The 14,508-nt window shown below is 73.5% G+C and carries 8 protein-coding genes; 4 read left to right on the forward strand and 4 right to left on the reverse strand.

The genetic code is table 11. The annotated features are described in order from the left end of the window. Positions 1–36 precede the first annotated feature (36 nt). Positions 37–2,757 carry a pyruvate, phosphate dikinase gene (gene ppdK, locus AB0E62_RS15210; protein ID WP_362192576.1) on the reverse strand — a complete coding sequence of 907 codons (2,721 nt, stop codon included), beginning with the start codon at positions 2,755–2,757 and terminating at the stop codon, positions 37–39. Positions 2,758–4,387: 1,630 nt separating this feature from the next. After that, positions 4,388–5,620, reverse strand: coding sequence for an ROK family protein (locus AB0E62_RS15215; protein WP_362192579.1), 1,233 nt, complete (start codon positions 5,618–5,620; stop codon positions 4,388–4,390). A gap of 120 nt (positions 5,621–5,740) precedes the next feature. Between AB0E62_RS15215 and AB0E62_RS15220 the strand changes: the two genes are divergently transcribed. After that, complete coding sequence (locus AB0E62_RS15220) at positions 5,741–7,210, forward strand: hypothetical protein (RefSeq protein WP_362192582.1); 1,470 nt, start codon at positions 5,741–5,743, stop codon at positions 7,208–7,210. After that, positions 7,207–9,144 carry a glycogen debranching N-terminal domain-containing protein gene (locus tag AB0E62_RS15225; protein WP_362192585.1) on the forward strand — a complete coding sequence of 646 codons (1,938 nt, stop codon included), beginning with the start codon at positions 7,207–7,209 and terminating at the stop codon, positions 9,142–9,144. Before AB0E62_RS15220 ends, AB0E62_RS15225 begins: the two co-directional genes overlap by 4 nt. A 234-nt stretch (positions 9,145–9,378) precedes the next feature. Here the strand turns inward: AB0E62_RS15225 and dusB are convergent, their stop codons facing one another. Then, positions 9,379–10,512, reverse strand: coding sequence for a tRNA dihydrouridine synthase DusB (dusB, locus tag AB0E62_RS15230; protein WP_362192588.1), 1,134 nt, complete (start codon positions 10,510–10,512; stop codon positions 9,379–9,381). A 78-nt stretch (positions 10,513–10,590) separates the two neighbouring features. Then, the gene (locus AB0E62_RS15235; RefSeq protein ID WP_362192591.1) at positions 10,591–11,478 is read right to left on the reverse strand and encodes a helix-turn-helix transcriptional regulator; all 888 of its coding nucleotides are present in this window, start codon (positions 11,476–11,478) and stop codon (positions 10,591–10,593) included. 102 nt (positions 11,479–11,580) lie between these two features. On the opposite strand from AB0E62_RS15235, the gene AB0E62_RS15240 reads away from it, so the two are divergent. Continuing rightward, on the forward strand, positions 11,581–13,020 hold the full coding sequence (locus tag AB0E62_RS15240) for an MFS transporter (protein WP_362192594.1): 1,440 nt from the start codon (positions 11,581–11,583) through the stop codon (positions 13,018–13,020). Between the two features lie 33 nt (positions 13,021–13,053). After that, on the forward strand, positions 13,054–14,508 hold the full coding sequence (locus AB0E62_RS15245; protein WP_362192597.1) for an MFS transporter: 1,455 nt from the start codon (positions 13,054–13,056) through the stop codon (positions 14,506–14,508).

Below are 14,508 nucleotides of genomic sequence, written 5' to 3' on the forward strand. Positions count from 1 at the left end.
GGTCGGGGACCGGCGACGGCTCCGGGGCCGGGGAGGTCAGCGGTGGTCGCTGCCCGCCGACTGGGTGGCCGCGCGGCCCGCTTCCAGGCGGGCGACCGGGATGCGGAACGGGGAGCAGGAGACGTAGTCCAGACCCACCTCGTGGAAGAAGTGGACCGACTCCGGGTCACCGCCGTGCTCGCCGCAGACGCCCAGCTTGAGGTCGGGGCGGGTGCGGCGGCCGGCCTCCGCCGCCGCCTTCACCAGGGAGCCCACGCCGTCCTTGTCGATCGTCTCGAACGGGCTGACGCCGAAGATGCCCTTCTCCAGGTACGCGGTGAAGAACGAGGCCTCCACGTCGTCGCGGCTGAAGCCCCACACCGTCTGCGTCAGGTCGTTCGTGCCGAAGGAGAAGAACTCCGCCGCCTCGGCGATCTGACCCGCCGTGAGGGCGGCGCGCGGGAGTTCGATCATCGTGCCGATGGCCAGCTTGAGCTTCGTACCCGTCGCCGCCTCCACCTCCGCGACGACCTGGTCCGCCTCCTCGCGGACGATCTCCAGCTCCTGGACCGTGCCGACGAGCGGGATCATGATCTCCGCGCGCGGGTCGCCCTTGGCCGCCTTGCGCTCGGCCGCCGCCTCCGCGATCGCGCGGACCTGCATGGTGAACAGGCCGGGGATGACCAGGCCGAGGCGTACGCCGCGCAGGCCCAGCATCGGGTTCTGCTCGTGCAGCCGGTGCACCGCCTGGAGCAGGCGCAGCTCGTTCTCGTGCGGCTCCTGCCGGGACTCCGCGAGGGCCACCCGGACCGACAGTTCCGTGATGTCGGGCAGGAACTCGTGCAGCGGCGGGTCCAGCAGCCGGATCGTCACCGGCAGGCCGTCCATCGCCTCGAAGAGTTCCACGAAGTCCTGCTTCTGGAGCGGCAGCAGGGCCTTCAGGGACGCCTCGCGCTCCTCCTCGGCGTCGGCCAGGATGAGGCGCTCGACCAGCTCTCGGCGGTCGCCGAGGAACATGTGCTCGGTGCGGCACAGGCCGATGCCCTGGGCGCCGAAGCGGCGGGCGCGCAGCGCGTCCTCGGCGTTGTCGGCGTTGGCCCGCACCCGCAGCCGGCGCTTGCGGTCGGCGAAGGCCATCATGCGGTGCACGGCCTCCACCAGCTCGTCGGCGTCGTCGGCACCCGGGTGCATCCGGCCCTCGAAGTACTCCACGACCGGGGACGGCACGACCGGGACCTCGCCCAGGTACACCTTGCCCGTGGAACCGTCGATGGAGATCACGTCGCCCTCCTCGACGACGTGCCCGCCGGGGACCGTCATCCGGCGCCGCTTGGTGTCGACCTCCAGCTCCTCCGCACCGCACACACAGGTCTTGCCCATGCCCCGGGCGACCACGGCCGCGTGGGAGGTCTTGCCGCCGCGGGAGGTCAGGATGCCCTCGGCCGCGATCATGCCGTCCAGGTCGTCCGGGTTGGTCTCCCGGCGGACCAGGATGACCTTCTCGCCCGAGCGGGACCACTTGACGGCCGTGTACGAGTCGAAGACCGCCTTGCCGACCGCCGCGCCCGGCGAGGCCGCGATGCCCCGGGCCACCTGCTCGACCTTGGCTTCCTCGTCGAAGCGGGGGAACATCAGCTGGGCCAGCTGGGCGCCGGTGACGCGCTGGAGCGCCTCCGTCTCGTCGATCAGGCCCTGGTCCACCAGCTGGGTGGCGATCCGGAACGCCGCGCCCGCCGTGCGCTTGCCGACGCGGGTCTGGAGCATCCAGAGCTGGCCGCGCTCGATGGTGAACTCGATGTCGCAGAGATCCTTGTAGTGGTTCTCCAGGGTCTCCATGATCTTCATGAGCTGGTCGTACGACTTCTTGTCGATCCGCTCCAGCTCGGCGAGCGGGACGGTGTTGCGGATGCCCGCGACCACGTCCTCGCCCTGGGCGTTCTGCAGGTAGTCGCCGTAGACGCCCTGGTGGCCGGAGGCGGGGTCGCGGGTGAAGGCGACGCCCGTGCCGGAGTCGGGGCCGAGGTTGCCGAAGACCATCGAGCAGACGTTGACGGCGGTGCCCAGGTCGTGCGGGATGCGCTCCTGACGGCGGTAGAGCTTGGCCCGGTCGCCGTTCCAGGAGTCGAAGACCGCCTTGATGGCGAGGTCCATCTGCTCGCGCGGGTCCTGCGGGAACTCCCGGCCGGCCTCCTTCTTGACGATCTTCTTGAAGGTGGTGACCAGCTTCTTCAGGTCCGCGGCCTCCAGGTCGGTGTCGACCGTGACCTTCTTGGCGGCCTTCGCCTTGTCGAGGGCCTCCTCGAAGAGGTCGCCGTCGACGCCGAGGACGGTCTTGCCGAACATCTGGATGAGGCGGCGGTAGGAGTCCCAGGCGAACCGCTCGTCACCGGCCTGGGCGGCCAGGCCCTGCACGGACGCGTCCGACAGGCCGATGTTCAGGACGGTGTCCATCATGCCGGGCATGGAGAACTTGGCGCCGGAGCGGACCGAGACCAGCAGCGGGTTGTCCGCCTGTCCCAGCTTCTTGCCCATCTTCTGTTCCAGGGCGTCCAGGTGCGCGCTGACCTCGTCACGCAGTGCCGCGGGCTCCTCACCGCTGTCCAGGTAGACCTTGCAGGCCTCCGTGGTGATGGTGAAGCCGGGAGGGACCGGCAGACCGAGGTTGGTCATCTCGGCGAGATTGGCACCCTTGCCGCCGAGAAGGTCCTTGAGGTCCTTGTTGCCCTCGGTGAAGTCGTAAACGAACTTCGGCGCGTGGGGTTCTTTGTTTTCCGACACGGGTCTCGACTCCTTGAGGCCACGGTGGCTGCCCTGACGGCGAGGAACATACCCAGATCGAAGGTGGTTGGGTACGTCTGCTTGCCCGTCATGTGCCTGTAACCACCCGTCCGCCAGCGGATCGAAAGTCAAAGCTTGGCAAGCCTGACGGAGATTATGTTTTCACTTCTTGAACGCAACACTGCCCACAGGTGCGGATTTCCGCTCACATGAGCATCCACTGGCACGACTGATTTCGATCGGTGAACGATCAAGGGGTGGCACCGAGTGCCACCCCTTGGAGAAGTGCAGTCGCACATGATCCGCTCATCTGAGCGCTACCCTTATCAAGGGTGGCGAGAATCACGCTGCCACAGGCCGCCGAATTCCACCATGCGGACGACGCTTCGGACACCAGTCGGAGGCGGGCACGGGCGTCGGCCGGAAGGCGGAACGGCCCTGCCGCACCGGCCGGGAACCGTGCGGCACCACGGTGGCCGAGGCGGTCGCGGACGACACCGAGCGGGACGCCGTCGCGGGTCCGCGGAGCCCGCGACCACGCCGGCCCAGTTGAAGAAGCTGCGCCTCGGGCCGGTGCGGCTCGGTGGCATCGCCGTGGTGAAGCCGGCCGACGGCCCGGTGTCCATGGCCCGGATCTACGGCCAGCGCGCGGTCACTCTCACGGCCCGGCCGGCGGGCGACAACACGGGCGCGATCAGCGGCAAGCCCCGGTCGAGCCCGTGGCAGCCGGCCGAGAACCGTGCCTGCGGCGGCCGACCGAGAACCGTCCTCGGCCGGGGCGCCCGGCACTGTCTCAGGTCCAGTCGCCCTGAGCCGCCCCCGGCACCGCCTACGGCCCCACCGCCCGCGACACTCCGGGCCCCCACCATCCGGACACCCCGCCTCCGGCACCGCCGCCCGGCGCCGCGGTTCTGGTCCAACCGGCCCAGAACCGTCTCCGGCCCCGCCGCCCGGCACTCTCTGGCCCCCCGCCCGGCTACCGCCCCCGGTCCCACCAACCGGCACCCCGCCCTCCGGCCCAACCGGCCCAAAACCGTCTCCGGCCTCACCGCCCGGCACGCTCTCGGACCCCACCGCCCGGCACCCTCTGGAACCTCACCGCCCCGCACCGTCCCCGGCCCACCACCCGGCACTCCGCCTCCGACCCCACCCCCCGGCGCCCCGCCTTCTGGTCCAACCGGCCAGAACCGTCTCCGCCCGAACCGCCCGGCACCCTCTCGGACCCCACCGCCCGGCACCCTCTGGGAGCCGCCACACGACACCCCACCTCCGGCCCCACCGCCCGGTCCCGCGCTCTGGTCCAACCGGCCCAGAACCGTCTCCGACCCCCCGCCCGGGACTCTCTGGGCCACCACCCAACACCCCACCACCCAACACCCCGCCACCCGGCACCCTCTGGGCCCCCGCCACCCGGCAACGCCCCCTCGTCCAACCGGTCCAGAACCGGCCGCTCCCGGTCGCCCCGTCCCGAACGCCCCGTTCCTAACGCCCCGGCAGGCCGGCCGTGTCGACCCTTCTCCTCCGCTCCTGCCCCTCTCCTCCGCCCCGGCCGACCCCCCTCCGTCGGCCCGGCCGAGGCCTCCCCCGCTCCCACCGGACCCCTCGGCCCGCCCCCGCGGAGCCTGCCCCCTCACATCCCCATGGCCGCGAGCCGCTCCTCCACCCGTTCCGGTGCGTACAGGTGCTCCACCACCAGCGCGCCGGCCCCGATCAGTCCCGCCCGGTCGCCGAGCCGGGAGGTGACCACGTCCAGGTGGGCCGTGGAGCGGGGCAGCGCCCGCTGGTACAGCAGCTCGCGCACACCCGTCAGGAACGGCGTCCCGGCCAGGTCGCCCGCGATCATCAGCACGCCCGGGTTGAGCAGGGTCACCACCGTCGCCAGTACGTCCCCGACCTGGCGCCCGGCCTCGCGGGCCAGCGCGGCGGCCTCCGGGTGCCCGGCCGCCAGCAGGTCCCGCACATCGGAGCCGGAGGCGGCCGGCACCCCGGTGGTCAGGGCCAGCCGCCGGGCCACCGCGCCACCGCTGGCGACCGCAGCCAGGCAGCCCTGCGAACCGCACCGGCACACCGCGTCGGCGCCGACCCGGATGTGCCCGATGTCGCCCGCGCCGCCGTCCACCCCCCGGTAGATCGAGCCGTCCACCACCACCCCGGCGCCGATACCGGTGGACACCTTGACCAGCACGAAGGCCGTGCAGTCGCGGTATCCGGTGCGCTGTTCGCCGTAGGCCATGAGGTTGGCGTCGTTGTCGACCAGTACGGGTATCGCCGGGGCCCCGGTGCGCTCGGTGAAGACCCGGGACATCCGGCCGCGGATGTCGTAGTCGTCCCAGCCCGGCATGATCGGCGGCTGCACCACCCGGCCGGTCTCGCTGTCCACCGGGCCCGGCACCGCGATCCCGATCCCGCACACCTCCTCGGCCCGGTGCCCGGCCTTGACCAGCAACTCCTCGAACCAGCCGCCGAGTTCGCCGAGGACCTGCTCCGGGCCCTCCTCCACCACCAGCGTGCCGGCGTGCTCGGCGAGGATCTCGCCGGTCAGCGTGAGCACGGCCGCGCGGGCGTGCCGGGTGTCCAGGTCGGCGGCGAGGACCACCGCGTGGGAGTCGTCGAACTCCAGGGTGATGGAGGGGCGTCCGCCGAGCGGCGAGTCGACCGGCCCGCCGGCGCCCTCGCGCAGCCAGCCCGCCCGGAACAGCCGGTCCAGGCGCTGGCCGACGGTGGCCCGGGACAGTCCGGTCGCCTGCTGGAGCGCCCCGCGCGTCACGGCCCGGCCGTTGCGCACGAGGGCGAGCAGATCGCCGGCTCCCGCCTGGCCCCCGCTCCTGCCGCTCCTGCCGGCCCTTCCCGGACGTCCGGTCATGCGCACCCCCTTGTGTTTCTCAAGCTTGCCTTACATATTGAGTTTTGCGTGTTAAATAGACGTAACCCTACGGTGGCCGCAGCCGAACCCGCGCGGCCGGACGTCTTCGGGGAGCCCCGAGTGGATCGCACCGCCCAGCTCAACACCCGTCCTTTCCCATACGAGATCGCATACGATCCACCGACCGCGCCGCCGTCCCCGCACGTCAGGGCAGCCCGGGTGCTCGCGGCGAACTGGACCGGCGCCTCGACGGTCCCGTCCCGGAAGCTGTACCCGCACCAGTGGTCCTGGGACTCCGCGTTCATCGCCATCGGGCTGCGGCACATCTCGCCGGCGCGAGCCCAGACGGAGCTGGAGACGCTGCTGGCCGCCCAGTGGGCCGACGGACGCGTGCCGCACATCGTCTTCAACCCCTCCGTCCCGCTCGACGCGTACTTCCCGAGCCCCGACTTCTGGCGCTCCTCCTCCGCCGGGCGCGCGGCGGGCGCCCCGCGCACCGTACAGACCTCCGGCATCGTGCAGCCACCGGTGCACGCGCTGGCCGCCTGGCTGGTGCACCGCGCCGACCCGGACCTGTCCCGCGCCCGCGGTTTCCTGTCCCGGGTCTACCCGAGGCTGGCCGCCTGGCACCGCTATCTGCTGCACCGGCGGGACCTCGGCGGCGCCGGGCTGGTGTCCGTGGTGCACCCGTGGGAGCAGGGCATGGACAACAGCCCCTGCTGGGACGCCCCGCTGGCCCGGATCGCCCCGGCCCCGGCCCGCTCCTTCCGCCGCGCCGACCTCGAGCACGGCGCGGCGGAGGACCGGCCGACCGACCTGGACTACGGCCGGTACGTGCGCCTGGCCGCCGACTACCGGGACGGCGGATACGCCGACGGGGGCGGGGAGTTCGCCGTGGAGGACCCGGCGTTCAACGCCCTGCTCATCGCCTCCGAGCACGCCCTCGCGCGGATCGCCGAGGAGCTGGGCGCCACCGGTGCCGCCCGCCGGGAGCGCGCCGAGCGGCTGACCGCGGCCCTGGTGGAGCGGCTGTGGGAGCCGGCCGCCGGGATGTTCCTGTGCCGGGACCTGCGCGGCGACGGCGGCCTGCGGCCCGAGCGTTCGGTCTCCGGGCTGATCCCGCTGATCCTGCCCGGCCTGCCCCACGCGTTCGCCGCCGCGCTGATGGACACCCTGCGCGGGCCGCACTTCTCGCTCGGCGGCCGCACCCGGCTGGTGCCGAGCTACGACCTGCTGGGCGAGGCCTTCGACCCGCACCGGTACTGGCGCGGCCCGGCCTGGTTCAACACCAACTGGCTGCTGGAGCGCGGGCTGCGGGCGCACGGCGGGACGGCCGCCGCCGACGCCCTGCGCACGGCGTTCCTGGACCTGGCCGACGCCACCGGCTTCGCCGAGTACGTCGACCCGTACACCGGCGAGCCGTGCGGGGCGACCGGCTTCGGCTGGACGGCGGCGCTCGCGCTGGACCTGTACCACCGCGAGCCCGCACCACAGGCACGTCAAAGGCCGGACAAGAGCCCGCCAAGGGACGTGTCCCGGCCCGCCACCGGCACGTTCGACAGGAGTGACCAAGGAGGGGACCGGGGATGACGGACCGGCATCATCTGCTCGTGCACGGCGCCACCTTCGCCGCCGTGGGCGACCGCGGCGACATCAGCGGGGTACGCGGCGGCGTCCTTCCGGACGGGCTGTTCGTCCGGGACGCCCGGCACCTCAGCCGCTGGCAGCTCACCGTCGACGGGGCGGTGCCCGAGGTGCTCAGCCCGGTGACGGACGGGGACGAGGCGCGCTGTGTGCTGGTCCCGCGCGGCGGCCGGCAGGAGCCGCCGGCCCACACCCTCTTCCGTGAACAGGCCGTCGGGGACAGCTCGTTCGTGGAATCGCTGAAGGTCACCAGCAACCGCCCGGTGCCCACCACCGTACGGCTCGCGCTCACCGTCGACGCCGACTTCACCGACCAGTTCGAACTCCGCTCCGATCACCGCACCTACGTCAAGACCGGTGCCGTCCGCTCCCGTCAACTCCTCGCCGACGGCATCGAGTTCGCCTACCGGCGGGCCGACTGGCGGTCCTGCACGGCGATCACGGCCGACCCCGCGCCGGACGCCGTGGAGGAGACCGGCACCGGCGCCCGCCGCCTGGTGTGGGTCCTCGACCTCGCGCCGCACGGCACGACCGAGCTGCTGCTGCGGGTCATCGCCCGCCCGCACGGCGAGCGGCGCGCCCTGCGCGTGCCCCGCGACCCGGCCGCCGTCCACCGCCAGTTACGCGCCCGCGAGGAGCGGTTCACCGAGGGCGTGGCCTTCCCGGCCGACTGGCCGGAGCTGGCCGCGGCCTGTGTCCGGGGCCTCGCCGACCTCGCCGCGCTCCAGGTGCCGGCCGGCGGACCGGACGGCGAGGAACTGCGCGTCCCGGCGGCCGGCGCGCCCTGGTTCCTCACCCTGCTGGGCCGGGACGCGCTGCTCACCTCCCTGTTCACCCTGCCGTACCGCCCCGGACCGGCCGCCGCCACCCTGCTCGCGCTGGCCGCCACCCAGGCGACCGGCACCGGTGACTCCCCGGTGGCCCAGCCCGGCAAGATCGTGCACGAGGTGCGGCACGGGGAGCTGGCCCACTTCGGGCAGGTGCCGTTCGGCCGCTACTACGGCTCGGTGGACGCCACCCCGCTCTTCCTGGTCCTGCTCGGCGCGTACGTCGAGCAGACCGGCGACACGGCCCTGGCGCGCCGGCTGGAGCCGCACGCCCGGGCCGCCATCGGCTGGATGCTCGACCACGGCGGGCTGACCTCGCGCGGCTACCTGGTCTACCGCGCCGACCAGGGCGGCCTCGCCAACCAGAACTGGAAGGACTCCCCCGGCGCGATCTGCTGCGCCGACGGCACCCGGCCCACCGGCGCGGTGATGGCGGCGGGCGCGCAGGGCTACGCGTACGACGCGCTGCGCCGCACGGCGTCGGTGGCGCGCGGGGTGTGGGGCGACGAGACGTACGCGGCGCTGCTGGAGCAGGCGGCGGCCGATCTGCGGGACCGGTTCCAGCGGGACTTCTGGATGCGCGAGCAGTCGTTTCCCGCGCTCGCGCTGGACGGCCAGGGCCGCCAGATAGACGCGCTCGCCTCCGATGCCGGGCACCTGCTGTGGTCGGGGCTGCTGGACAAGGAGTACGGCGAGGTGGTGGGCCGGCGGCTGCTGGAGCCGGACTTCTTCTCCGGCTGGGGCGTGCGCACGGTGGCCTCGGGCCAGCCTGCCTACCACCCGCTGTCCTACCACCGCGGCTCGGTCTGGCCGCACGACAACGCCCTGATCACGCTGGGTCTCGCGCGCTACGGCCTGCACGACGAGGCCCGCACGGTGGCGCACGCGCTGGTCGACGCGGCGGCGGCGACGGGGTACCGGCTGCCGGAGGCCTGGGCCGGGTACGGACGCGACACGCACGGCGAGCCGGTCCCGTACCCGCACGCGTGCGGCCGCGAGTCCCGCTCCGCGGCGGCACCGCTGGCCTTGCTGACGGCGGTGGGGGGCGCCTGAGGAGTCCGCGTCGGGCGGCCCCCTCTCAGCCGACCGAGACGGGTGGGCGGGTGGCGGGTGGGAAACGGCGGCTGGGACGGAGCCCCTGGCGGGGTCTGGGCGGAAGCCCCAGGCCGGGCGGGGTCCGGGGCTGAGCCCTGGCGGGGTCTGGGGCTGAGCCCCTGGGACCAAGCCCCAGCCGACAGCACGCCCCGGCCAACGGCACGCCCCGGCCAACGGCAAGCCGCGGCCCGGTCAGCCGCCGGAGGTGTCCAGCTCCGCGTCCTCCCCGACGCCCGCGCAGTCGTACGGGTCCTTCAGCCACCCGTCCGGCAGCACCACCCGGTTGTTGCCGGAGGTACGGCCCCGCGGCCCCTCCGCCCCGGCCGGCCACGCCTGGTCCAGGTCCAGCTCGTCCAGCCCGGCCCGCAGCTCCTCCAGGGACGAGGTGATCGCGAGCCGCTTGCGCATCTCGGAGCCGACCGCGAAGCCCTTCAGGTACCAGGCCACGTGCTTGCGGAAGTCGACCACGCCCTTGGACTCGTCGCCGCTCCACTCCCCGAGCAGCGTGGCGTGCCGCACCATCACGTCGGCGACCTCCCGCAGGGTGGGCCGCACGAAGTCCTCCGTACGGCCCTCGAACCCGGCCACCAGGTCCGCGAACAGCCACGGCCGGCCCAGGCACCCGCGGCCGACCACGACCCCGTCGCAGCCGGTCTCCCGGACCATCCGCAGCGCGTCCTCGGCCGACCAGATGTCGCCGTTGCCGAGCACCGGGATCTCCGGCACGTGCTCCTTCAGCCGGGCGATGGCGTCCCAGTCGGCGGTGCCGCCGTAGTGCTGGGCGGCGGTACGGCCGTGCAGCGCGATGGCGGTCACCCCCTCCTCGACGGCGATCCGGCCGGCGTCGAGGTAGGTGATGTGGTCGTCGTCGATGCCCTTGCGCATCTTCATGGTCACCGGCAGGTCACCGGCACCGGAGACCGCCTCGCGCAGGATGGCCCGCAGCAGGTTCCGCTTGTACGGCAGCGCCGAGCCGCCGCCCTTGCGCGTCACCTTCGGCACGGGGCAGCCGAAGTTCAGGTCGATGTGGTCGGCGAGGTCCTCCTCCGCGATCATGCGGACGGCCTTGCCGACGGTCGCGGGGTCGACGCCGTACAGCTGGATCGAGCGCGGCCGCTCGCTCGCGTCGAACCTGATCAGCTGCATGGTCTTCTCGTTGCGCTCGACCAGTGCCCGGGTGGTGATCATCTCGCTGACGAAGAGTCCCTTGCCGCCCGAGAACTCCCGGCACAGGGTGCGGAACGGCGCGTTGGTGATCCCCGCCATGGGTGCGAGCACGACGGGCGGCGTCACGGCGTGCGGTCCGATGGACAGAGGCTGGGTCATCGTCAGGGCTCCGGGACGGATCTACGGCGACAGGGGCGAGGCTCCATTGTCCCTCACCCGGCCGGGCGCTCGTGTCCCTCACCCGGCCGGACGCTCGTCCGGCAGCCGGGCGAGCCGCTCCAGCCGCTCCTCGCTCTCCTCGTCGGCGGGCAGATAGGCGACCACCCGGTGGGCCGGGGTCTGGGGGGCGAGCCACATGTTCCGGTGCTCCAGCCGGATCAGGCCGACCACGGGGTGCCGGTACCGCTTGACGTGCGGGGACATCGGCGCGACCTCGTGCCGCTCCCACAGCGCGCGGAACTCGGCGGAGACCCCGAGCAGCCGGTTCAGCTGCTGCTTCCAGGCGGGCTCGGCCACGTGCTCGGCCATGCCCGCGCGGTACTTGGCGATCAGGTCGCGCAGCATCTCGTCCCGGTCCAGGAAGTCCCGCTGCCAGCGCTCGCTGGTGGTCAGCAGCCACAGGCAGTTCCGGTCGGCCGGGGGCAGCTCGGCGGGGTCGCCGAAAAGCTGGGCGTAGGGGCGGTTGGCGGCGAGGACGTCATAGCGGGCGTTCTGGAGGGAGGCCGGGTAGGGGGCGAGCCGTTCGACGACCTTCAGGGCGGTCCTGGCGGCGACCGGGTACTCCGGCCCGGTCCGCGGGTCGTGGGTGCCGGCCAGGGCGAACAGGTGGGCGCGCTCGGCGGGGTCCATCAGCAGGGCGCGGGCGACGGCGTCCAGCACCTGCGCGGAGACATGGGCGGCGCGGCCCTGCTCGATCCACGTGTACCAGGTGACGCCGACCGCGGAGAGCTGAGCGACCTCCTCGCGGCGCAGTCCGGGGGTGCGGCGGCGGGGGCCGCGGGGCAGGCCCACCTGCTCGGGGGTGATCCGCTCGCGCCGGCTGCGCAGGAAGGCGGCCAGTTCCCGGCGCCGTATCTCCGTGTTCCGCTCGGTCTCCGCGTTCTGCTCGGGCACTGCGATGGTCATGGCTCCCAGGGTGCCGTCCGGCCGCAGCCGTGTTCCAGTTGGTGCCGGTACCTGGATGACCATCGTCTGGTACCCGGCTGCGGACCGGCGCAGAGTCGGGGCGTGACCACGACGACCTCTTCCGTGACCGCCGCCCCGCCGCGGGCGGCCCTGACCCCGCTCGGCCTGTTCACCCTGCTCCTCGGCGCCGCGCTGCCGATGATCGACTTCTTCATCGTGAACGTGGCGCTGCCCACGATCGAGCACGATCTCGACGCGCCCCCGGCGACCCTGGAGATGGTGGTGGCCGGGTACGCGGTGGCCTACGCCGTGCTGCTCGTGCTGGGCGGCCGGCTCGGGGACACCTTCGGCCGGCGCCGGCTGTTCCTGTGGGGGGTGGCCGGTTTCGGGCTGACCTCGCTGGCCTGCGGACTGGCGCCGGGCGCGTGGTGGCTGGTGGCCGCGCGGGTCGCCCAGGGTGCCGCGTCGGCCCTGCTGCTGCCGCAGGTGCTGGCCACCATCCACGCCACGACGTCCGGCGAGCGCCGCGCCCGCGCGGTCGCGCTGTACGGCTCGGTGGGCGGGGTGTCCATCGTGCTCGGGCAGGTGCTGGGCGGGCTGCTGGTCGCCGCCGACCTGGCGGGCACCGGCTGGCGCGCGGTGTTCCTGGTGAACGTGCCGGTGGCGGTGGCCGGGCTGGGCGGTGCGCTGCGTTCGGTGCCGGACAGCCGGGCGGAGCGTCCGGCGCGGGCGGATCTGGCGGGTACGGCACTGCTGGCGGCGGCGCTGTGCGCGCTGCTGCTGCCGCTGACCGAGGGCCGGGCGGCGGGCTGGCCGCTGTGGTCGGTGCTGCTGCTCTGCGCCGCGCCCCTGTGCGCCCTGGCCTTCCACCGGGTGGAGCGGCGGGCGGAGCGCACCGCCGGGAGCCCGCTGCTGCCGCCGTCGCTGCTGGCGTCCGCCGAGGTACGCCGGGGGCTGCTGCTGGGCCTGCCGGTGTTCGTGGGTTTCGCGGGCTGGATGTTCGTGACGGCGGTCACCCTGCAACAGGGCCTCGGCTACGGCGCGTCGCGGGCGGGGCTGGCGCTGGTGCCGATGGGGGTGGCGCAGTTCGCCGCGTCGATGCTGGCGCCGCGCGCGGTGGCGCGGTTCGGCGGGCGGGCGGTGGCGCTGGCGGCGGTGGCGCACATCGCGGGCCTGGCGACGATGGCCGGGACGGTGCTGCTGGGCCCGTGGCCGCACCTCGGCCCGCTCGCGCTGGCGCCGGGCCTGGCGCTGTGCGGGATCGGCCAGGGCCTTGAGCTGCCGCTGTACTTCCGGTTCCTGCTGGCGGCGGTCCCGGACCGGCTGGCCGGGACGGGCAGCGGGCTCGCGGCCACGCTCCAGCAGTCGTGCCTGGCGGTCGGGGTGGCGACGCTCGGCTCGCTGTTCCTGTCCCTGGTACCGGGGGCCGGGATGCGCCGGGCGCTGGCGGTGGTGCTCGCCGTGCAGGCGGCCGGGCTGCTGGGGCTGACGGTGCTCGGTCTCCGGCTGCTCGGCAAAGATCATGTACGACTCATTAGTTAGACACACTATCGACATCGGCGTACGATGACGCACATGCCCGAGTTGAGTCATCGCCGACGCCTGCTCGTGCTCGCGATCTGCTGCATGAGTCTGCTGATCGTGAGCCTGGACACCACCGCGCTGAACGTGGCGCTGCCCGCGATGCAGCGCGATCTGGACGCCACCACGTCCGGTCTGCAGTGGACCATCGACGCGTACACGCTCGTCCTGGCCTCGCTGCTGATGCTCGCGGGCTCCACGGCCGACCGGATCGGCCGCAAGCGCGTCTTCATGGTGGGCCTGGTGGTGTTCACCGCGGGGTCGGTGCTCTGCTCCCTCGCCCCGAACCTGGAACTCCTGGTCGTGTTCCGCATGGTCCAGGCGGTGGGCGGCTCGATGCTCAACCCGGTCGCCATGTCGATCATCACCAACACCTTCACCGACCCCCGCGAGCGTGCCCGCGCGATCGGCGTGTGGGGCGCGGTCGTCGGCATCTCCATGGCGGCGGGCCCGCTGGTCGGCGGGCTGCTGGTGCAGTCGGTGAGCTGGCGCGCCATCTTCTGGCTCAACCTCCCGGTCGGCCTGGCGGCCCTCCTGCTCACCCTGCGCTACGTCCCCGAGTCCCGCGCGCCCCGCGCCCGCCGCCCCGACCCGGTCGGCCAGTTGCTGGTGATCGCCCTGTTCGGCGCGCTGACGTACGCGATCATCGAGGCCCCGGAATCCGGCGCGGGACCCGTCCTCCCCTTCGCCGCGCTCGCCGTGGCCGCCCTGCTGGCTCTCCTGTGGTACGAGCCCCGGCGCGCCGAACCCCTCATCGACCTGCGTTTCTTCCACTCGGCCCCGTTCAGCGGCGCCACCGTGATCGCGATCAGCGCGTTCGCGGCCCTGGGCGGCTTCCTGTTCCTGTCCACGCTGTATCTGCAGAACGTGCGCGGCCTCGACGCCCTGCACGCGGGCCTGTGGATGCTGCCGATGGCCGTGCCGACGTTCCTGTGCGCCCCGCTGTCCGGCCGTCTGGTCGGCAGCCGCGGCCCGCGGATCTCCCTGCTGGTGGCGGGTGCGGCGATGACCGCGAGCGGGGTCCTGTTCGCCGCGTTCGAGGCGGAGACGTCGAACGCCACCCTGCTGCTCGGCTACGCCCTGTTCGGCATCGGCTTCGGCTTCGTGAACGCGCCGATCACCAACACGGCGGTGTCGGGCATGCCCCGCGCCCAGGCGGGGGTCGCCGCCGCCGTCGCCTCCACCAGCCGGCAGCTGGGCTCCACGCTCGGCGTCGCGGTGATCGGCGCGGTCCTGGCCTCCGGCATCGGCTCGTCGTCGTACCGTCACGCGTTCGTCTCCGCGGCCCGCCCCGGCTGGTGGATCCTCGCCGGCTGCGGCCTGGCCGTCCTGGTCCTCGGCCTGTTGAGCAGCGGCCGCTGGGCCCGCCGGACCGCCGAGCGGACGGCGGCGAGCCTGGAGACGGCGGAGATACGCCCGGTCGCGGAGATGGCGTCGAAGGGGGCGTGA

It is taken from the genome of Streptomyces sp. NPDC038707 (genome assembly GCF_040636485.1).
Lineage (GTDB): Bacteria > Actinomycetota > Actinomycetes > Streptomycetales > Streptomycetaceae > Streptomyces.